Here is a 19,265-nt window from a genome sequence, read left to right on the forward strand (position 1 = left end):
GGGGGCGGCCCTGCCGTAGAAATTCCTCACCTTCCGTATGTGAGGACGAGACGTCGTGCCCATTCCCAAGCTCCTTGCTGTCAGCGATCTTCATGCAGGCATGGCGGACAACAGAGACATCGTCTCGACCATTCGTCCGTCCTCCGACCAGGACTGGCTCCTGGTCGCGGGAGACGTCGGCGAGATCAGCACGGACATCGAGACCACCATGAGGTTGCTCGCCGGCCGATTCTCCACCGTGGTGTGGGCTCCCGGAAACCACGAATTGTGGACGGTGCCGCACGACCCGGTTCAACTGCGGGGCGAGGAGCGGTATCTGCATCTCGTGGAGCTCATGCGCGGCCTGGGTGTCGTGACGCCGGAGGATCCGTATCCGGTCTGGGAGGGCCCCGAGGAGCGCCTGACGATCGCGCCGCTCTTTGTGCATTACGACTACAGTTTTCGGCCGGATACGTCGTTGACGGTGGCGGAGTCGCTCGCGCGCGCCCACGCTTCGGGGGTGGTGTGCACGGACGAGTACATGCTTCACCCCACCCCGCATGCGGGAATGGCCGAATGGTGCCGCAGCCGGGTCGAGATCACCGAGAAAAGGCTCGCGGAGGTCGATTCCGGAACGCGCCTCGTGCTGGTGAACCACTATCCGCTCGTCAGCGGCCCCACGCGGGTTCTTCGATACCCGGAATTCGCCCAGTGGTGCGGAACGGAGCTGACGGCGGACTGGCACCTGCGGTTCCCGACCGCCGCCGTCGTCTACGGCCATCTGCACATCCCCCGCACCACCTGGCACGACGGCGTCCGGTTCGAGGAGGTCTCCCTCGGGTACCCCCGCGAGTGGCGCGCCCGGGGGATCGTACGCACGATTCCGCGGGAGATCTTCCCGGACTGGGAGCAGAAGTGATCGACGAGCTCCTGCCGGCCGCCGTGGCCTGCGCCGAGCGGTTCGACGATGCCGACGCGGTCACGCCGTACCCCGAGGAGGAGGCGGTGGTGGCCCGGTCCGTGGCCGAGCGCCGCGACTCCTTCCACACGGTCCGCCGCTGCGCCCGGCTCGCCCTGGCCGAACTCGGGCTGCCCGCCGCGCCGATCCTCCCCGGCCCCAAGGGCGAGCCGCGGTGGCCGGCCGGCCTGGTCGGCAGCATGACCCACTGCACCGGCTACCGCGGCGCGGTACTCGCCCACGCCACGGCGCTGGCCGGACTCGGCATCGACGCCGAGCCGCACAAGCCGCTGCCTCAGGGGGTGCTGGAGACCGTGGCGCTGCCTGCGGAACGTGACCGGCTGGCCCGGCTCGGCAGCGCGCATCCCGGAATCCATTGGGACCGGCTGCTGTTCAGCGCCAAGGAGTCCGTCTACAAGGTGTGGTTTCCGCTGACCCGGGAGTGGCTGGACTTCGACGAGGCCGACATCACGCTTCTCCCCGACGGCCGGTTCATGGCGCGCCTGCTCGTCCCCGGGCCCGTGGTGGCGGGGCGGCGCGTGCCCGTCCTCGCCGGCCGGTGGCTCGTCGGCGGCGGACTCGGCCTCACCGCCATCGCCCTCGGTCCCGCGGGCGAGTCCATGACGGACACGCCCGCGGGGCTCGGCTCCGGGCGCGCCGTCACAGACCTGCCTTGACGATCTGGCCGCCGTCGACCCTGAGCTGAAGGCCCGTGACATAGCGGGACTCGTCGGAGACCAGGTAGAGCACCGCGTGGGAGATGTCGGACGGCTCGAGGTGCGTCACCGGAAGGGCGGTGAGCCGGTCGTACGCGGGCAGTGCGTCGTCCAGACCGGGGGCGTCCAGGTCCGGACGGAACACCTTGTGCATGCGTTCGTTCAGGATCATCGGGGTGCCGACGAGTGCCGAGTGCACCGCGTTGATCCGCCGGCCCGACGGTCCGAGCTCCACCGCGAGGGTGTTCACGTAGTCGACGAGACAGCGCTTGGCGAACATGTAGCCGGCCATGCCCGGCCCCCCGGGGTTCTCGCCGTGTCCCGGCATGAGCGCCGCCACCGAACCGATCACGACGACGGAGCCGCCGGGCCCGAGGTGCGTCAGCCCCGCGTGCACCGTGTTGATCGCCCCGGACAGATCGATGTCCACCGTGGCCGTGAAGGCGTCCACGGGCCGGTCGGCTCCGATCGCGATGATGCCCGCGTTGGCGACGACCGCGTCCAGTCGGCCGAGTTCCGCCACCCCATCGGCCAACGCGGCGCGGAGTGCGCCCCGATCGCGCACGTCGGCCTGCCGGCCGAAGGCGCGCCGGCCGGTTTTCTCCACGAGCCGTAAGGTCTCCTCCAGGTCCTCCGGCGTCGGACCGGCGTAGCCGGTGACGGGCACGTCGGCGCACAGGTCGACGGCGATGATGTCGGCGCCCTCCTCCGCGAGGTGGACGGCGTGACTGCGCCCCTGGCCCCGCGCGGCTCCGGTGATCGCGATGACCTTGTCCTGCACGCGCCCCATGGGAACTCCTCCGGTTGTGGTCTTCGGGCGCCGTGAGCCTAGGTGGGGACGGAGGAGCCTCCCAACCCCTATTCGGCGACCGCGCGGACAGTGGGGTCGGCCGTCTTCCGAATAGGGGCGCTCACGGGATCACAGGTGGCTTTCCGGTGCGCAGACTCGAAGCCATGACGATCGAAGCCACGGTCTCGCCGCCTCGTGTTCTCCCCGTCCGATCGACGGGAAGCGACTTCGCGGTGCTGTCCCGGATGATGACGGACGCGGGACTTCTGCGACGGCGGCCCCTCTCGTACACCGTGCGGTTCACGCTGGTCGGTGTGGCCATCGGTGCCGGCGGATTCTGCCTCGTCGCTCTGGGCGACACCTGGCTGCAGCTTTTGCTGGCCGCCGCCATGGCCGTGGTGTTCGGTCAGATAGCTCTGCTCGCCCATGATCTGGCGCACAAGCAGGTGTTCTCCAAGCGCCGCCCCAGTGAGATCTGGGGTCTTTTCGTGGCCAATCTGCTGCTCGGAATGAGCTACGGCTGGTGGATGAACAAGCACAACCGGCACCATGCCAACCCGAACCACGAGGAGAAGGACCCGGACGTCGCCCCCGACATCCTGGTCTGGTCGAAGCGGCAGGCCAGGGCCGCCAAGGGGCTGCCCCGGTTCATCGGGAAGCACCAGTCCAGGCTGTTCTTCCCGCTGCTCACCCTGGAAGGGTGGAACCTCAGCGTCAACAGCTTCCGTGCGCTGGGCCGGCCCACGACCAAGCGGCCCGTCCTCGAAGGTGTGCTGCTCGTCGGGCATTTCGCCCTCTACTTCGGGGGAGTCTTCGCCGTACTCCCCGTGGGAAAGGCGATCGCCTTCGTCGTCCTGCACCAGGCACTCTTCGGAATGTATCTGGGCTGTGTCTTCGCCCCCAATCACAAGGGGATGGCGATGCTCACGAACGAGGACGACCTCGATTTCCTGCGCCGCCAGGTACTGACGTCGCGGAACGTGAAGGGCGGCCCATTCGTCGACGTTCTCATGGGTGGCCTCAACTACCAGATCGAGCACCACCTGTTCCCGAGCATGCCGACGCAGGCTCTGCCCAAAGCACAGATCATCACCGAGCGGTACTGCGCCGAACTCGGCATCCCTTACCACCAGACGGGACTTGTCGCGTTCCATCGTGAAACGCTGCGTCATATGCGGTCCGTCGGCGAGCCCATTCGCCGGAACGACTGACGACGCGGATCCCAGACCCCGGCCCGGTGACCCGCCGCTCATTCCCCCGTGTGATGGCGGCACCGGGCCGGTTCCCTTCCCGTACGACAGGCCGGGCGCGGCACAGGGCGCGTGCCGCCGGCGGTCAGGAGGCCGGACATGAACACGGTCGTGCACACCAGCACCGACGAACCGCACGCCCTGCGCGCACCGAACGGCGAGGGCCGTGCCACGGCACTTTCGGAGGTGCTCGACGAGCTCCTCCCGAGCTACCCCTACAACAGCGCCACCCAGCTGCACGAGTACTTCGGTGGCCGTGCGGTCCCCCGGTCGTACGGAGCGTCCTGCGCCTGGCAATCCTTCGAGGCGGGCCGCCTGGTGGCGGCACGGACGGGCGCGGCGGTGGAGTACCCGGCGGACGGCAGGCATGTCGCCGCCCTGTTCCCCGACGCCGACGGTCTGGCTCTGCTCGACCCGTACCTGCTCCACCGCACCCCCCTGCGTCTGGACCGCGCGGCCGCCGAGGACGGCGTCGTACGACAGACGGTGGACGCCTACCCCTTCCGGGTGCGAGCCGACGGCTCCCCCGCGCCGAGCCGCGTCCGCGCCACCTGGCGCCTGGCGGACGACTCCGTGCGACTGGACTATCTGCGCTACAGCCCGCGCAGGGGCCACAACGTACTGAGCCGGTCCTTCACCCTGCGGCCCGGCACGAGGCTGACCGAGGTGCCTCCACCCGCTGACCGGGTCCGGCCGCTGCTGCTCCACCCGGAACAGCACAGCGTCTCCGTCCGCGTGGTCCACCCCGGTGAGCGACAGATAGCCGAGGTGATCCTGCCCATGGCCGGCCGGCCCACCGGCGTACGCGCCGACGCCGCACTGCTGATCGGCAAGGACAACCAGGGTGCCGTCTCGCGTCACGCCTCGTCCTCGTTCGGCCGCACCGCCGAACTGGTCGCCGACGCCATGGGAGTTCCGTACGAGGAGCTGGTCGGGTTCCTCCTGGAGGCGGCGGCGCTGCACCGGGCCGCCGCACCGGCCTCACTCGTGCTCGCCGACTACCCGGTGGAGGACGAATGACCAGCACCCGCGATCTGCCGGAGGCCGCCACGCCGCCCGCGCTCGCCCGGCCGACGCCCGGCCGGACCGCCAGGTCGTTCTTCCTCGCGGGAACGATGCAGGGATCGCGGTCCGGATCCGCCGTGCTCGACCAGTCGTACCGGCTCGCACTGCGCTCGTGCATCCTCGACCGCATGCCCCGGGCCGTCATCCACGACCCGGGCGTCCTCATGGCGCGGTGGGAGGCCGAACACCCCGCCGACGTCCGGGCCGCCCACGCGGCGCTCGCGGGCTCACCCGTCGTACGCCGGCGGGACCTCGCTCCCGAACTCGTCGAGCTCACCGACATGTTCCACCGGCTCACCCTGCTCGCCGCCCGCAGCGACGTCTGCGTGGCCTGGCTGCCGGGTCACGAACCCAGCATGGGGACGGCCGCCGAACTGCTCTCCGCACACCGCGCGGGACGAACCGTCGTATCCATCACCGCCATGCGCCAGAACCTCGCCGTGCTGGCCTGCTCCACGCTGATCCTGCCCGACCTCGACGCGTTCGCCGAGTGGCTCGATCAGGGCGGGGCGGACGCATGACGGGACCGCGCCGTCCGGAGCGCCGGGCGGCCCTGCTCCCGGAACCCCCGAGGGGGACGACCGACCTCCGCCCACGGTCCTGCCCGACCGCCCGACCTTCCTAAGGACACCGATGAGCCTCCATCGCAGCACTGCGGGAACTCTGGCCCCCCTCCCACCGACCGAGCCGCCGGCCACCCTCGTCGAGGCGCTGACGGCGCGCGCCTCGGGCCCCCTCGCCGATCTCCCGTTCCTCACCGCGCTCGACGCCTCGGGCCGGCCGATGGACCGGCTCAGCGCGGCCCAGCTCGACGCCCGTGCGCGTGCGCTGGCCGCGGACCTGCGCGCCGTCGGTGTCCCCGGCGATCGTGTCGTCGTCCCGGCCATGCCCGGACTCGACTTCCACGTGGGCTTCTTCGCCTGCTTGTACGCGGGGATGGTGGCGGTGCCGGTCCCCCCGCTTCGCCCGGCCGCGCGCCCCGGCGGCACCGTCCGTGCCGACCGGCTCGAGGGCATCTGCCGGGACTGCGAACCCCGGGCCGTCCTGGTCCCCACCCCCGAGGACGCCGCGGCGGCCGGTCCCGGTCCCGTGCCCGGCGTGGGCTACGTTCCCGTACGGCGTCCCGGCCGGCCCGACGTTCCCCGGCTCACGTCGCCGGAGGCCGCGGCCGATCCTTCGGCGACGGCGCTGCTCCAGTACACGTCCGGCTCGACCGGCGACCCCCGGGGCGTCGTGGTCAGCCATCGCAACCTCATCGCCAACCAGTCCGCGATGCGCGACCGCTGCGAGATCGAGCCCGAGACCACGATCGTCAACTGGCTGCCGCTCTTCCACGACATGGGGCTGTGCACCTCCGTCGTTCTCCCCCTGGTCTCGGGCGCCTCCGTGGTCACCATGGAGCCGTCGACCTTCGTACGGGATCCGCGCGTGTGGCTGCGGGCGATCGAGGCGGAGGAGGACGTCTTCTCCGCCGCGCCCGACTTCGCCTACGACCTGTGCGTGCAGCGCATCCCCGAGCGTGAGCGCGCCGCCATCGACCTGGCCACGTGGCGCGTCGCCGCCAACGGGTCCGAGCCCGTCCGAGCGAGTACGCTGCGCCGTTTCGCCGCGGCCTTCCGGCCGAGTTTCTTCCGCCCCGAGGTCTTCTCCCCGGGGTACGGGCTGGCGGAGTGCACCCTCAGCGTGACGCTCGGCCTCCCCCTGGGCCGGACGACGATCCGCCGCTTCGACCGGGAGGCCCTGGCCGCGGGTCGCGCCGAACTCACCGGGTCGTCGGCAGCGGGGATCGAGCTCGTCAGCAGCGGCCCGCCGGTACCGGGCGCGGACGTCCGCATCGTCGCCCCGGAGAGCCGGAGGCCGTTGGCGGACCGGGTCATCGGCGAGATCTGGGTGCGCTCCCCCGGAAACTGCGGCGGCTACTGGGGGCGACCGGAGCTCTCCGCGGAGACGTTCACGGCCCGGCCGTACGGCGCCGGTGCCGACGGCACCGACGGCGCCACGGGCTTCGTCCGCACGGGCGATCTGGGCTTCCTGCACGACGGCGAGCTGTTCGTGACCGGCCGCATCAAGGAGCTCGTGATCATCGGTGGCCAGAACTACTTCCCGCAGGACGCCGAGGACCTCGTGACGTCCGCCCACCCCGCCTTCACGGCGCAGCGCGCGGCCGCATGGTCACTCGACGACCTCGCCGGCCCGGCCGGGCTCTCCCGCGGCAGGGGTCTCGCCGTGGCCGTGGAGACCACCGAGCGCGACCCCGAGGTCCTGGGGGACGCGCTGCGCAGCGCCGCGATCGCGGTCGCCAAGGCCGTACCGGCCGCAGTCACCGTCTACGCGGTCGGCCGGAACAAGCTCCCCCGGACCACCAGCGGAAAGATCCGACGTCAGGCCTGCGGCCAGGACATGGGCGCCGGGCGGATTCCCGTCCTCGCCCAGTGGTCCGGCCTCCGATGAAAGAAGCGCCCCCCATGACCGCTACCCCTCACAGCACCGCGACGACCGGGCGGCCCGTGCTCGGCGACACCCTGACCGAACAGGAGGCCGTGGCCCGGATCAGCGGCCTGCTCGCGCAGCTGCTGGAGCTGGCCCCAGGCGACGTCGACCCGGAGGTCCCGGTGTCCGCGTACGGCATCGACTCCGCGAACAGCACGCTCCTCGCGCACGAGGTCGAGCGCTGGTGCGGCGTCCCCCTCGACCGTGAGGTGCTGCTCGGCAACCCGACCGTCTCCGAGATCGCGACCGAGGTCGTGTCCCGGTCCCGCCCCGCCCTCTCCTGACCACCGCAGATCGGAGGAACAGCCATGACGTCGCACACCAGCTCTTCCCTGCCCACCGAGGCGTCCATATGGGACGCCTTCGTGGGTCCTGGGTTCGCGGACGCCCTCCAGGACGGCCTCTCCCGCGCCACGCTCAGCACGCGCCCCCGGGCAGCCGCCGATCACCACCACTCCCCCGAACGTGCCACCCCGCAGGTCTGCCCGGGGGCCCACGGCCTGTGCCGCCTCTCGCCGAGCCGGGGAACGTCGACGGCGCGTGGGTGTTGACGGCACGCGGGCGTTGACGGCGCGTGGTGTTGCCGACACGCGGTTGTTGACGGCGCGTCACACCGTGTCCGGGCCTGCCCCGTGGGTCGCCGACGGCGTGCGGAACGCCTCCTGACGTGACGGACACCTCGCCGGACGTATCCTCGCCCGGGACATGCCGAACGAAGGGCCGGGAACGTGGCGGACGACAGCAGGACCGGCTCAACGGCCTCGCTCAGCGCGCGAGCGCGCGAGGCCGTCCTGCAGCGGATCGTCGACCGGCGGTACGCGCAGGGCGCCCGCCTCGTCGAGCGGGAGGTCGCCGAGGAACTCGGGATGTCCCGGGTACCGGTACGCGAGGCGCTGCGCGCGCTGGTCGCCGAAGGGCTCCTCGAACTTCTCCCGCACAGCGGCGTACGCGTACGCCGCCTGGAGCGCGCCGACGTGGAACACCTCTACGAAGTGTGGGAGCCGCTGGCGGTCCAGGCCTCGCGCCTGGCGGCCCGGGCCGCGGCCGCGGGCGGCGCCGCGGGTCTCGCCACCCTGGAGGCGACGCTGCGTCAGGCCGAGTCGGCGGCCGCGGCGGACGAGGGGACGCGCGAGGTGGCCGCGCACACGGCGTTCCACGAGGGCGTCGTCGAGCTGTCGGGCAATCCGCTGCTGGCGCGCACCATGGAACAGCTGAGCTGGCAGCTGCGCCTGCTGTTCGGGCTCCGCGAGGAGCCGGCGCACATGAGGGCCCAGCACGCCGAGATGTACCGGCACATCGCCGCCGGCGACGCGGAGGCGGCAGGGGCGAGCACCCTGCTGCACGTGCGCGACAGCAGGGCCGTCGCGCTGCGCTCCCTGTTCGGCGACACCTGAGACTCTTTGTATACCAGAAGCTAGGCGCCCACCTCGGGAATCCCTCGGAATGACCCATTCCCAGGCACTTCTCGACCGTAGGGCCGTCACCCTTGCCCCACCTCTCGCACTTGGTATACAAAATCGGGGAGCCGTCGCCCCTACTCCCCGAGGAGGCGCGACGGCGGATGGCCGATACGGATCGCCCCCTCTCGTACGGACCCCCATGTCACCCCTCGAAGGAGTCCCCGTGCCCCCCTCCTCGCCCGCCCCCCACGCCCTCTCCCGCCGCACGATGCTGGCGGGCGCCGCCGCTCTGGCCGGGGCGACGGCCGCCATGGCCGCCGCCCCCGCCCAGGCGAACGCCAACGCCGGCGCCCAGGCCCAGGCCGCGAACGCGCCGGCCGGTTCCGCCGGGAACCGCGCGAGGGCGGTGGTCTTCCGCGACGTACGCCCGTTCGGTGCGGCGAAGTCCACGGACCTGGTGGTCGTCGACGGCCGTATCTCGGAGGGCCCCGCGCCCCGCGGCGCGAAGGTCGTCGACGGCGGCGGCAGGATCGCGCTCCCGTCCCTCGTGGACGCGCACATCCACCCCGACAAGACGACCTGGGGCGGCTCCTGGGTGTCGCGGCGACCGGCGAGCGGCATCGCCGACTACGTGGCGCAGGACGTGGAGCTGTTCCGCAGCCAGCGCCGGTCCGTCGGGGAGCGCGCGTACGGCCTGATGTCCCACGCGGTCACCCGCGGCACGCGGGCGATGCGCGCCCACGCCGATGTGGCACCGGCCTACGGCCTCGCGGGTGTCGAGGGCGTGGCGGAGGCCCGTGAGCGGCTGCGCCACGCCCTCGACGTCCAGATCGTGGCGTTCCCGCAGCACGGCGTCATCCGCACCCCGGGCACGGCGGAGCTCCTGGAGGAGGCGGCGCGCGCGGGCACGATCGACATGATCGGCGGCATCGACCCGATCGGTTTCGACCAGGCCCTCGACGAGCAGCTCGACCTCGTCTTCGGCATCGCGGACCGGCACGGCGTCGGCGTGGACATCCACCTGCACGACCGGGGCGAGAAGGGGATCAAGGCCATGCGCGGCATCATCGACCGCACGCGTGCGCTGTCCCTCGCCGGCAAGGTCACCGTCAGCCACGTCTTCTGCCTGCCCGGCCTGACGGACGTCGAACTCGGTTCCCTCGCCGCCGACCTGGGTGACCAGGACATCGCCCTGACCACGGTGGCGCCGTCCGACTCCCTGGTCCTGCCGATCGCCCGGCTGCGCGAGCACGGCGTACGGGTCGGGCTCGGCTCCGACGGCGTGCGCGACTCCTGGAGCCCGTTCGGCAACGCCGACATGCTGCACCGCGCGCATCTGCTCGGCTGGGTGACGGACGTACGCCTCGACGAGGAGCTGACGGACTGCTACCGCGTCGCGGCCCACGGCGGCGCCGACGTCATGGGCCTCGCCCACGCGGACTTCGAGCCCGGCGCCCCGGCCGACTTCGTCCTCGTACGGGGCGAGTGCCTGCCCCAGGTCGTCGTGGACATGCCCCGCCGGGACATGGTCGTGCACGGCGGAGTCGTCGTGGCACGCGAGGGAGAGTTCCTCGACTGACCCGGGCCGAGGGAGCGGGGGCCGAGCCGGTCCCCCGCCCTCACCGGACGGTCACGGAACGCCCGTGACCGTCTCGCACGCCACGGCGAAGCCGCCGGCGCCCGCCCCGCACCCGGTCAGGCGCCGACGTACGCCGCGAGGTGCTCGCCGGTCAGGGTGGAGCCGGCGGCGACGAGGTCGGCGGGGGTGCCCTCGAAGACGACCCGTCCGCCGTCGTGGCCGGCGCCGGGGCCGAGGTCGATGATCCAGTCGGCGTGCGCCATGACCGCCTGGTGGTGCTCGACGACGATGACCGACTTGCCGGAGTCGACGAGCCGGTCGAGCAGACCGAGCAACTGCTCGACATCGGCGAGGTGCAGGCCGTTGGTCGGCTCGTCGAGGACGTAGACGCCGCCCTTGTCGGCCATGTGAGTGGCCAGCTTCAGCCGCTGACGCTCGCCCCCGGACAGCGTGGTGAGCGGCTGGCCGAGGCTGAGGTAGCCGAGCCCGACGTCGGCGAGCCGCTCCAGGATGCGGTGGGCGGCCGGCGTGGCCGCCTCGCCTGCGCCGAAGAACTCCTCGGCTTCCGTCACCGACATCGCGAGCACCTCGCTGATGTCGCGGCCACCGAGGTGGTACTCGAGCACCGATGCCTGGAACCGCTTCCCCTCGCACTCCTCACAGGTGGTGGCGACCCCCGCCATCATCGCCAGGTCGGTGTAGATGACGCCGGCGCCGTTGCACGTGGGGCAGGCGCCTTCGGAGTTGGCGCTGAACAGCGCCGGCTTCACGTCGTTGGCCTTGGCGAACGCCTTGCGGATCGGGTCGAGCAGTCCGGTGTACGTCGCGGGGTTGCTCCGTCGCGAGCCGCGGATCGCGCCCTGGTCGACCGACACCACACCCTCGCCCGCGGGGATCGACCCGTGCACGAGCGAGCTCTTGCCGGAGCCGGCGACGCCGGTGACGACGGCGAGCACCCCGAGCGGGATGTCCACGTCGACGTCGCGCAGGTTGTGCGTCGTCGCGCCGCGGATCGACAGCTTGCCGGTGGGCGTCCGCACCGTCTCCTTGAGGGAGGCCCGGTCGTCGAAATGGCGGCCGGTGATGGTGCCGCCGGCTCGCAGCCCCTCGACGGTGCCCTCGAAGCAGACGGTGCCGCCCCCCGTACCGGCGCCCGGCCCGAGGTCGACGACATGGTCGGCGATCTCGATGACCTCGGGCTTGTGCTCCACGACCAGCACGGTGTTGCCCTTGTCCCGCAACCGCAGGAGCAGGTCGTTCATACGCTGGATGTCGTGCGGGTGCAGGCCCGCGGTGGGCTCGTCGAAGACGTAGGTGACATCGGTGAGCGAGGAACCGAGGTGACGGATCATCTTGACGCGCTGCGCCTCGCCGCCGGACAGCGTGCCCGACGGCCGGTCGAGCGCGAGGTAGCCGAGGCCGATCTCCACGAACGACTCGAGGGTCTGCTGAAGCGCGGTGAGCAGCGGCGCCACCGAGGGCTCCTTGAGGCCGCGGACCCATGCGGCCAGGTCGCTGATCTGCATCGCACAGGCGTCGGCGATGCTGATCCGCTTGATCTTCGACGCCCGGGCGCCCTCGCTGAGCCGGGTGCCGTCGCACTCGGGGCAGGTGGTGAAGGTGACCGCCCGCTCCACGAACTCCCGGATGTGCGGCTGCATGCCCTCCTTGTCCTTGGAGAGCATCGACTTCTGGATCCGCGGGATCAGCCCCTCGTAGGTCATGTTGATGCCCGCGATCTTCATCCTGGTCGGCTCGCGGTGGAGGAAGTCGTGCAGCTCCCTCTTCGTGTACTTGCGGATCGGCTTGTCCGGGTCGAAGAATCCCGACTCGCTGTAGAGCCGGGAGTTCCAGCCGCCCCCCTTGTATCCGGGGACGGTGATCGCGCCCTCGGCGAGCGACAGGGAGTCGTCGAAGAGCTCGGCGAGGTCGAGGTCGGAGACCGTGCCCCGGCCCTCGCAGCGCGGACACATGCCACCCGTGCGCTTGAAGGTCGCCTTCACCGCCTTCTGGGCACCGCGCTCGACGGTGATGGCACCGCTCGCCCGGACGGAGGGGACGTTGAAGGCGTACGCGCTGGGCGGGCCGATGTGCGGCTTCCCGAGCCGGCTGAAGAGGATGCGCAGCATCGCGTTGGCATCGGTGGCGGTGCCGACCGTGGAGCGGGGGTCGGCACCCATCCGCTGCTGGTCGACGATGATCGCGGTCGTCAGCCCTTCGAGCACGTCGACCTCGGGCCGGGCCAGCGTCGGCATGAAGCCCTGCACGAAGGCGCTGTACGTCTCGTTGATCAGCCGCTGCGACTCCGCGGCGATCGTGTCGAAGACCAGCGAACTCTTGCCCGAGCCGGAGACACCGGTGAAGACCGTCAGCCGGCGCTTCGGGATCTCGATGCTGAGGTCCTTGAGGTTGTTCACGCGCGCCCCGTGCACACGGATCACTTCGTGGCTGTCGGCGACGTGCGGCGCGGGCGGGCGCGTGCTCTTCCTCGTGGCCATGCTTTTCGTCTCTCCATCTGTCGGGCGGAGTGTCTTCGTGACCGTCACGCTAGCTCCGGCCCGGGGCCCGCGCTTCTCGATTCCTGACCGGTCTGCCTCGCCGTGGGCGCCTGCGATCCGGTCACCCGGCGCGGGGGTGCGGAGTCAGCCACTCCTTGTCCGCCCAGATCACGCCGGCCGGGATGCGTCTCGCGTATGCCGTGTCGGTCTCGATGCGCAGCCGTACGCTCTCGTGCACGTGGGCGCTCGGGGGAACGCGGCGGCGGCGGTAGGTGAGCAGGGCCCAGACGGCGCCCATGCGGTGGACCGTGCCCAGCGCGTGGCCGGGGTCGAGGGTGAGGCGCTTGGTGTACGTCCTCTCCTTGAGGAGCAGGCCCGAATCGAGTGCGCCGTCCACGATCCACTTGAGCGTGACGGCGGGCAGCTTCGGGTCGTCGTCGAAGGTGCCGCCCACGTCGGAGTGGACCCCGGCGAACCAGACTTCATCGATGAGCGGGCCCGGTGACCCCGGGTCCTCCGGGGGCAGGACGAGGTATTCCTCGTACGGTCGGCGCTTCTCGTCGATGGAGACGGCGTGGCGGACGCGCCCCACGTTGGGGATCCGCCGGGTGAAGAGCCAGCGCAGATTCCAGCGCAGGATGCCGGCGGCCTTCACCGAGTCCCAGATCCCCATGAAGTGAACGGGGATTCCGGTCCGTTCGTCCACCTTCCTGCTGAACGCATCGGCGAATTGGTGCAGTTGCTTCCAGTCGTCGTCGGTCCAGGTGTGGTTCTTGGCGTAGACGGCGATCGCGTACGGGACGAGGTTCTCCGAACCGGGGCGGAGCAGACCGACCGCTTTCAGCAGCCCCGCCAGGGCCCGAGCGGTGTACGCGCCCCGGCTGAATCCGAAGAGGTAGATCCGGTCGCCGGGTTCGTAATGGTGCATCAGATACGTGTACGCCTCAGCGAGGTTCTCCTTGAGTCCGACGCCGAAGGCGAGCCCGAGGAGCTTGGAGAGTTTGCGGGCCGGGACCGTCCAGGCGCCGGCGGCGGAGAACGTGCCGACACCGGGGTCGTAGTAGGCGATCTGCGCCGTGGGGTCGCGGAGGTCGAGCATCTCGTAGAGCGTGACGACATTGGTGTTCCCGCGGGCCTTGAGCTGGTTGCCCGTCCCGTCCAGGCACACCACGATGTTCTTTCCCATCATGGCCTCCGAGGGACATGTACCACCCCTTTTCTTATAATAAGAGCAAAGCCTCCCACCGGCCTGCCGGTGTGTCACACGGAGGTTCCATGACCGGATTCACGGTTCACCTGGACGAGAACGCGGGCCCCGCGTCCACACACGCGCTCGTCATCGGGGTCGGGAAGTACACGCATCTGGACGGCGGTGAGTCCCCGACGACCCATGTCGGTGCCGCGGGAATGCGACAGCTGTCCTCGCCACCCCTGTCGGCGCGCGCATTCGCGACATGGTTGATCAACGGCTACAACGAACCGCTCAAGCCGTTGGCCAGCGTGGCGCTGCTGCTGAGTGAGGCCACGCCCTCACCCTTCGTCCATCCGACGACACACGAGGAGCATGTCGTCCAAGCCGCAACCATCGACAACATCGAGGCGGCGGTCAAGGAGTGGAAACGCAGGGGCGACGCCGACGAGGACAGCCGGCTCGTCTTCTACTTCTGCGGTCACGGCGTCTCGCAGGGCACCGACGTGTCCCTCTTCGCCTCGGACATGTTCGCCGACGAGGAGAGCCCCTTCAACGGCGCGCTGGACTTCGGCGCGCTCTGGAGGGGGCTGAACCGGTGTCTCGCCAGCCAGCAGATCTTCTTCGTGGACGCCTGCCGGGCCAGTTCCGACCGGCTCATCAGTCGGTTCGGCACGGACAACCGGGGCAAGGTGCCCATCTCCGGCGGGGAGGAGCGCCCGGAGGGATCCGCGAAGAAACGCCAGCACGCTGTCTACTACGCCACACTGGACGGCGAGAAGTCCCACGCACGGCACGACTCCGTCAGCCTCTTCACGGAAGCACTCATCCGGAGCCTCAAGGGTCCTGGCAGCCAGAACATCCACAACAACGTCTGGCGGGTCAGCGTGGACTCCCTGTCGCTCGCGATGCGGCTCTTCATGGCGGAGCGTCAGTTCGCGGGCACCGTCGCCGGAGTTCAGGTACCGGTCAATCCGGAGGCGTTCAACTTCGACTTCCATGTGCTGACGCACGACCCGGTCGTCCCGGTCTACATCGGTTGCGACCCGGCCCACGACAACGATCGCGCCGAGTTCGTCGTCCGGGGGACCGGCGAACCGGAGCGCCGGCGGGGCCCCGTGTTCGAGGCCGAGACCCCCAACGCCGAGTGGCCCCAGGATCTGTCGCTCGGAACCTATGAGATCGAGGCCACTGTCGGCCCCGGCGACGTACGCAGGGCCTCCCTCGTCACCCACCCACCGCTGCGCCACATCGGATTGGCCAAGCCATGAGCGCGACTCTCGCCGTCAGTCTGCTGCTGTCGGACTACGAGAACGACCTCGCCGACGGCGCGGTGATCGTCGGCGACATCTATCCGGCCGACCCCCAGGGCGTGACGAGGACCAACATCCTCATCCCGTGCGGAGACGCTCCCACCCCCAAGGAGTACGAGGTGCCGGCGGGGCGCTACGTCGTGTCCGCGCGGCTCCCGTCCGGCATCGTGCTCTCGGCGGAGGCGGAGGCACGCGAGGGTCCTCCGACCCCGGTCAGGCTCAACATGGTGGACTCGCCGTACGAGTCGCACTCCTGGCAGTACCTCCTGGGCAACATCGAGCGGAACCGGGTGTACCACGACAGCTCCTCGGAGATTCCGCTCGCGGAGTCGCGGGGATCGCGGTCCATGGTGGCCCCCGCCCCCGGCCCGGACGGGGTGATCCCGGAGTCGGCCCCTGATCAGAGCGCGGTCGTCACCTGGGTCGGCGACTCCACGCCCCCGAGCTGGTCCTTCGCCTCGATGCTGGCGCTGGACAAGGACCGGACAGGCGGGCCGGTCGCACCTGAGATCGCGCGGGGGCCGGTCGGCGTGCTGCCGAGACCCGAGTTCGGGGACGCGATCTCTCCGCTGTACCGCTTCGGCCCCGACGGTCCGGTGGGCGCCCCCGCCGGCCCGGTCGGCGAACGGCAGTTCCTGATCGTGGAGACAGCCATGTCCACACGGCTGGTCACGCTCCCGCTCCCCTGGGGCACCTCCCAGGTCGAGGTGCTCGTCAATCTGCGGCAGAGTCCGACCGGCAGCGCCGTCGCCGTGGCCGTCCGCGACCCGGCGGTCGGCGCGGGGCTCGCGTACATGGCGCAGGGCGCCCTGGACACGGCAGCCCAGCTCTTCAGCGATGTCGAGGGGTTGCTGTACTCCAAGTTCGAGAACCCGATCGCGGCCGCGGCCGGAGCCTATGTCCTGCTCGGCACCGATCACACGGAGGGCGAGACGTACTGGGATCCCTGGCTGGAGCGGCTGCGGGAGGGCTTCACGTGGCTCAGCGACGGGGCGATCCTCCGCGGCATGAGGCTGCTGCGCCGCGCGCGGTCCACCGCGGACCGGCTCACGGCACGTGATGTGCTGATCGAGGCCTTCGATCGTGGCATCCCGTACTACACCCTCGGCCTCGCCTGGCTCATCGACGGGCTCTCCGCCTTCCCCGACGACTTCGAGTGCGTGCGCCGCCTCGACCAGGCTCGCCGGCTGTCCTGGCTGGCCGACATGCGCGAGCCGTTCCTGATTCTCGACCTGCGCGAAGGGGATGCGTGATGATCCGGCTCAGGATGATGCCCGGTGAGGACGGCGACTGTCTGCTCCTCGAATACGGCAATGGCGATTTTCAGCGGAGGATCCTCGTCGACGGCGGGCGGCGCGGCACCTACCGGCGGATCAAGCCGGTGCTCGCCGAGCTCGACGGCCCGATCGACGTGTACGTCGTCACGCACGTCGACCAGGACCACATCCTCGGTGTCCTGGCGCTGCTCGACGACCCCGAGCGGCCTGACTTCGGGGACGTGTGGTTCAACGGCTTCGGTCATCTCCAGGACGTCGAGGATTTCGGGCCGAAGGACGGTGAACTGCTCACCACCGCTCTGACGACCCAGCAGATCCCGTGGAACAAGGCGTTCGAGAGCCGCAGCATCGAGGTGGGTCGCCCCCTGACCTGGTTCGACGACGGATCCACGATGGAGGTCCTGGCACCCGACCGCGCGCTGCTGGAAGCCCTGGTGGACGACTGGGTCGCGGCGTGCAAGACACACGGCCTGATCCCAGGCGTGGATCCGGCCGAAGTACCCCGCCGCTCCAGCGACTTCGAGGAGTTCGGCGGGATCGACGTCGACGCCCTGGCCGAGAAGCGTTTCGACCGCGACGACTCCCTCACGAACCGGTCGAGCATCGGGCTGCTCTTCACCTTCGAAGGCACCCGGATCCTGCTGACCGGAGACGCCGACGATCCGCGTCTGGTGAAGTCGATACGGCCCCGCGCGGAGGCCGAGGGCGGAAAGCTCCGACTCGACGCGCTGAAGGTGTCCCACCACGGCAGCGCCCACAACACCTCGTCGGAGTTGCTCGGCCTCCTCGACTGCGACCGGTATCTGATCTCCACGAACGGCTCTCGTCACGGCCATCCCGACGACATCGCCATCGCCCGGATCCTCAAGCACGGCGGAGCAAGGAAGGATCTCGTCTTCAACTACCGCAAGCGTGCCGCGAACTGGGAGGTCAGGAGCCTCGAAGAGGAGTTCGGGTACAAGGTGCTGGCACCCGCGTCGGACGACGAGGACGGCTTCATCACCGTGGATTTCTGAGCGGCATCACTCGACCGGCCAGGTGTGCGCCGGGGCGTTCAGATGCATGTACTCGATGTACTGCTGGGTCATCCGTCGCAGCGCCTGGTGCCGGTCCGCGTGGTCGATGTCGTGGATGTGGTGGAACATCTCGGACTGCCACACCGCGCCGTTACGGCCGCTGACGCACCGCTGCTCGATGATCCCCAGCAGCGGCTCCCGCCACGCCGCGTCCAGACCCAGCCGTTCCAGCCCGCGGTCCGCCAGCGGCAGCAGACGCCGCAGTACGAGCTCGGTCACCGGCACCTCGCCCATCCCGGGCCAGTACAACTGCGCGTCGATACCGTGCCGCGCGGCGGCGTGCAGGTTCTCCTCCGCGGCCGCGAACGACATCCGCGACCAGACGGGCCGGTCCTCCTCGACGAGGGCGCGGATGAGCCCGTAGTAGAGCGCACCGTTCGACAGCACGTCGGCCACCGTGGGACCCGCGGGCAGCACCCGGTTCTCCACCCGCAGATGCGGTACGCCGTCCACGACGGCGTAGACGGGGCGGTTCCAGCGGTAGACCGTCCCGTTGTGGAGAGTGAGCTCGGCCAGCCCGGGGATCCCGCCGCCCTCGAGCGTCTCCTCCGGGTCCTCGTCGTCGCACAGCGGCAGCAGCGCGGGGAAGTAGCGCGCGTTCTCCTCGAAGAGATCGAAGACGGAGGTGATCCACCGCTCTCCGAACCACACCCGCGGCCGCACTCCCTGCACCTTGATCTCGTCCGGCCGGGTGTCGGTGGCCTGCTCGAAGAGCGGGATACGCGTCTCGCGCCACAGCTCCTTGGCGAACAGGAACGGAGAGTTCGCCGCCAGGGCCACCTGCACCCCCGCGACGGCCTGCGCAGCATTCCAGTAGTCCGCGAACTCGTCCGGCGAGACCTGCAGGTGGAACTGGGTGCTGGTACACGCCGCCTCCGGCGTGATCGTCTCCGCGTACGTCCGCAGCTTCTCCACCCCGTCCACCGCGATCAGCAGGTCCTCGCCCCGCGCGGCGAAGATCTGCTCGTTGAGCAGGTGGTACCGCGGGTTCTCGGACAGGGAGTCCGGGCCCGCATCCTTCAGCTCCAAGGTCGGCAGGATCCCGATCATGACCATGTGCGCGCCGATGGCCGCGGCTTTCTCCTCGGCGTGGTTGAGCGCGTCGCGGATCTCCTGCTCCCAGGAGTCGGGACCGCCCGCGGTGAGCCGCCGCGGCTCGACGTTGATCTCCAGATTGAACCGGCCCAGCTCGGTCGACCAGGAGGGATCGGCGATCGCCTCCAGGACGTCCGTGCTGCGCATGGCGGGCTCGGCGGCGTCGTCCACGAGATTCAGTTCGATCTCCAGACCGACCATCGGCCGCTCGAAATCGAACCGCGATTCACGCAGCATCCGCGCGAAGACGTCGAGGCACGTGTGCATCTTGTTCCGGAACCGGCGACGGTCGTCACGGGTGAACTCCAGCGCCGGGACGTCACGTCCCATGAGGCCCTCCCGAGTCTCGTCGGCACGACCCCCACCTTCAGCGTCCCACTCCCGGGGCGGCCCAACCACCGAAGCCGCCGGAAGCCGGGCCGGGACCGGCCCGGAACCGTGATCATCCACCGCCCGAGATCACGATTGCGACGGCAGACGAGCGAGACACCCCTCAGGCGCAGGAGGGGCACAGTCCTCGGTAGGTGACCTCGGCCTGGGAGACCTCGAAGCCGAACCGCTCCTCCGCCGGGAGGTCGGCCAGCGGGTCG

17 protein-coding genes and 1 pseudogene are annotated in these 19,265 nt (G+C 70.4%); 13 read left to right on the plus strand and 5 right to left on the minus strand.

Annotated features, from left to right (window positions below):
• Positions 1–100 precede the first annotated feature (100 nt).
• The gene (locus tag ABZ939_RS34205; protein ID WP_361864035.1) at positions 101–898 is read left to right on the plus strand and encodes a metallophosphoesterase; all 798 of its coding nucleotides are present in this window, start codon (positions 101–103) and stop codon (positions 896–898) included.
• Positions 895–1,614 carry a 4'-phosphopantetheinyl transferase superfamily protein gene (locus ABZ939_RS34210; RefSeq protein WP_361864037.1) on the plus strand — a complete coding sequence of 240 codons (720 nt, stop codon included), beginning with the start codon at positions 895–897 and terminating at the stop codon, positions 1,612–1,614. Before ABZ939_RS34205 ends, ABZ939_RS34210 begins: the two co-directional genes overlap by 4 nt.
• Here ABZ939_RS34210 and ABZ939_RS34215 read toward each other — a convergent pair.
• Positions 1,598–2,443, minus strand: coding sequence for a mycofactocin-coupled SDR family oxidoreductase (locus ABZ939_RS34215; RefSeq protein WP_361864039.1), 846 nt, complete (start codon positions 2,441–2,443; stop codon positions 1,598–1,600). The two genes, ABZ939_RS34210 and ABZ939_RS34215, sit on opposite strands and share 17 nt — an antisense overlap.
• A gap of 164 nt (positions 2,444–2,607) precedes the next feature.
• Between ABZ939_RS34215 and ABZ939_RS34220 the strand changes: the two genes are divergently transcribed.
• The 8 genes from ABZ939_RS34220 to ABZ939_RS34255 all read left to right on the plus strand — a co-directional run bounded on the left by ABZ939_RS34220 (position 2,608) and on the right by ABZ939_RS34255 (position 10,227).
• Entirely contained in the window at positions 2,608–3,654 is a 1,047-nt protein-coding gene (locus ABZ939_RS34220; RefSeq protein ID WP_361864041.1) for an acyl-CoA desaturase, read from the plus strand.
• A gap of 138 nt (positions 3,655–3,792) precedes the next feature.
• Complete coding sequence (locus ABZ939_RS34225) at positions 3,793–4,713, plus strand: hypothetical protein (protein WP_361864043.1); 921 nt, start codon at positions 3,793–3,795, stop codon at positions 4,711–4,713.
• Positions 4,710–5,279, plus strand: coding sequence for a hypothetical protein (locus ABZ939_RS34230; protein WP_361864044.1), 570 nt, complete (start codon positions 4,710–4,712; stop codon positions 5,277–5,279). The genes ABZ939_RS34225 and ABZ939_RS34230 overlap by 4 nt, the downstream gene beginning before the upstream one ends.
• Before the next feature lie 112 nt (positions 5,280–5,391).
• Positions 5,392–7,209: a fatty acyl-AMP ligase gene (locus tag ABZ939_RS34235; protein ID WP_361864046.1), complete on the plus strand. Its 1,818-nt coding sequence runs from the start codon at positions 5,392–5,394 to the stop codon at positions 7,207–7,209.
• Positions 7,210–7,223: 14 nt separating this feature from the next.
• The gene (locus ABZ939_RS34240; protein ID WP_361864048.1) at positions 7,224–7,532 is read left to right on the plus strand and encodes an acyl carrier protein; all 309 of its coding nucleotides are present in this window, start codon (positions 7,224–7,226) and stop codon (positions 7,530–7,532) included.
• A gap of 24 nt (positions 7,533–7,556) precedes the next feature.
• On the plus strand, positions 7,557–7,799 hold the full coding sequence (locus ABZ939_RS34245) for a hypothetical protein (RefSeq protein ID WP_361864050.1): 243 nt from the start codon (positions 7,557–7,559) through the stop codon (positions 7,797–7,799).
• A gap of 177 nt (positions 7,800–7,976) precedes the next feature.
• A complete protein-coding gene (locus ABZ939_RS34250; protein WP_361864052.1) occupies positions 7,977–8,642 on the plus strand; it encodes a GntR family transcriptional regulator in 666 nt (221 codons plus the stop codon).
• 229 nt (positions 8,643–8,871) lie between these two features.
• Positions 8,872–10,227 (plus strand): amidohydrolase family protein, encoded by a 1,356-nt coding sequence (locus ABZ939_RS34255; RefSeq protein ID WP_361864054.1) that lies wholly within the window; start codon positions 8,872–8,874, stop codon positions 10,225–10,227.
• A gap of 116 nt (positions 10,228–10,343) precedes the next feature.
• On the opposite strand, the gene ABZ939_RS34260 is transcribed toward ABZ939_RS34255, so the two are convergent.
• Positions 10,344–12,725 (minus strand): excinuclease ABC subunit UvrA, encoded by a 2,382-nt coding sequence (locus ABZ939_RS34260; protein WP_361864055.1) that lies wholly within the window; start codon positions 12,723–12,725, stop codon positions 10,344–10,346.
• Between the two features lie 121 nt (positions 12,726–12,846).
• On the minus strand, positions 12,847–13,914 hold the full coding sequence (locus ABZ939_RS34265; protein WP_361864057.1) for a DUF2235 domain-containing protein: 1,068 nt from the start codon (positions 13,912–13,914) through the stop codon (positions 12,847–12,849).
• A gap of 86 nt (positions 13,915–14,000) precedes the next feature.
• Here ABZ939_RS34265 and ABZ939_RS34270 point away from each other — a divergent pair, with 86 nt between their 5' ends.
• Genes ABZ939_RS34270 through ABZ939_RS34280 form a run of 3 tightly spaced genes read left to right on the plus strand, consistent with a single transcriptional unit; the run spans position 14,001 to position 17,520 of the window.
• Positions 14,001–15,185, plus strand: a complete 1,185-nt coding sequence (locus tag ABZ939_RS34270) for a caspase family protein (RefSeq protein ID WP_361864059.1) — start codon at positions 14,001–14,003, stop codon at positions 15,183–15,185.
• A complete protein-coding gene (locus tag ABZ939_RS34275; RefSeq protein WP_361864061.1) occupies positions 15,182–16,480 on the plus strand; it encodes a hypothetical protein in 1,299 nt (432 codons plus the stop codon). The genes ABZ939_RS34270 and ABZ939_RS34275 overlap by 4 nt, the downstream gene beginning before the upstream one ends.
• Positions 16,480–17,520, plus strand: coding sequence for a hypothetical protein (locus ABZ939_RS34280; RefSeq protein WP_361864063.1), 1,041 nt, complete (start codon positions 16,480–16,482; stop codon positions 17,518–17,520). Before ABZ939_RS34275 ends, ABZ939_RS34280 begins: the two co-directional genes overlap by 1 nt.
• A gap of 6 nt (positions 17,521–17,526) precedes the next feature.
• Here the strand turns inward: ABZ939_RS34280 and ABZ939_RS34285 are convergent, their stop codons facing one another.
• Entirely contained in the window at positions 17,527–19,005 is a 1,479-nt protein-coding gene (locus tag ABZ939_RS34285) for a glutamate--cysteine ligase (RefSeq protein ID WP_361864065.1), read from the minus strand.
• A 163-nt stretch (positions 19,006–19,168) separates the two neighbouring features.
• Positions 19,169–19,265: pseudogene (locus ABZ939_RS34290) on the minus strand (transcriptional repressor); the annotation flags it as partial.

Source organism: Streptomyces sp. NPDC046712, from assembly GCF_040645695.1.
In the GTDB taxonomy this organism is placed as follows: Bacteria; Actinomycetota; Actinomycetes; order Streptomycetales; family Streptomycetaceae; genus Streptomyces.

Excerpts from the sequence above, each read along its gene's own strand:
- ABZ939_RS34205 (WP_361864035.1), top strand. The coding sequence starts at position 101 with ATGGCGGACAACAGAGACATCGTCTCGACCATTCGTCCGTCCTCCGAC.
- ABZ939_RS34215 (WP_361864039.1), bottom strand. The coding sequence starts at position 2,443 with ATGGGGCGCGTGCAGGACAAGGTCATCGCGATCACCGGAGCCGCGCGG.
- ABZ939_RS34220 (WP_361864041.1), top strand. The coding sequence starts at position 2,608 with ATGACGATCGAAGCCACGGTCTCGCCGCCTCGTGTTCTCCCCGTCCGA.
- ABZ939_RS34225 (WP_361864043.1), top strand. The coding sequence starts at position 3,793 with ATGAACACGGTCGTGCACACCAGCACCGACGAACCGCACGCCCTGCGC.
- ABZ939_RS34230 (WP_361864044.1), top strand. The coding sequence starts at position 4,710 with ATGACCAGCACCCGCGATCTGCCGGAGGCCGCCACGCCGCCCGCGCTC.
- ABZ939_RS34235 (WP_361864046.1), top strand. The coding sequence starts at position 5,392 with ATGAGCCTCCATCGCAGCACTGCGGGAACTCTGGCCCCCCTCCCACCG.
- ABZ939_RS34240 (WP_361864048.1), top strand. The coding sequence starts at position 7,224 with ATGACCGCTACCCCTCACAGCACCGCGACGACCGGGCGGCCCGTGCTC.
- ABZ939_RS34245 (WP_361864050.1), top strand. The coding sequence starts at position 7,557 with ATGACGTCGCACACCAGCTCTTCCCTGCCCACCGAGGCGTCCATATGG.
- ABZ939_RS34260 (WP_361864055.1), bottom strand. The coding sequence starts at position 12,725 with ATGGCCACGAGGAAGAGCACGCGCCCGCCCGCGCCGCACGTCGCCGAC.
- ABZ939_RS34265 (WP_361864057.1), bottom strand. The coding sequence starts at position 13,914 with ATGATGGGAAAGAACATCGTGGTGTGCCTGGACGGGACGGGCAACCAG.
- ABZ939_RS34270 (WP_361864059.1), top strand. The coding sequence starts at position 14,001 with ATGACCGGATTCACGGTTCACCTGGACGAGAACGCGGGCCCCGCGTCC.
- ABZ939_RS34275 (WP_361864061.1), top strand. The coding sequence starts at position 15,182 with ATGAGCGCGACTCTCGCCGTCAGTCTGCTGCTGTCGGACTACGAGAAC.
- ABZ939_RS34280 (WP_361864063.1), top strand. The coding sequence starts at position 16,480 with ATGATCCGGCTCAGGATGATGCCCGGTGAGGACGGCGACTGTCTGCTC.
- ABZ939_RS34285 (WP_361864065.1), bottom strand. The coding sequence starts at position 19,005 with ATGGGACGTGACGTCCCGGCGCTGGAGTTCACCCGTGACGACCGTCGC.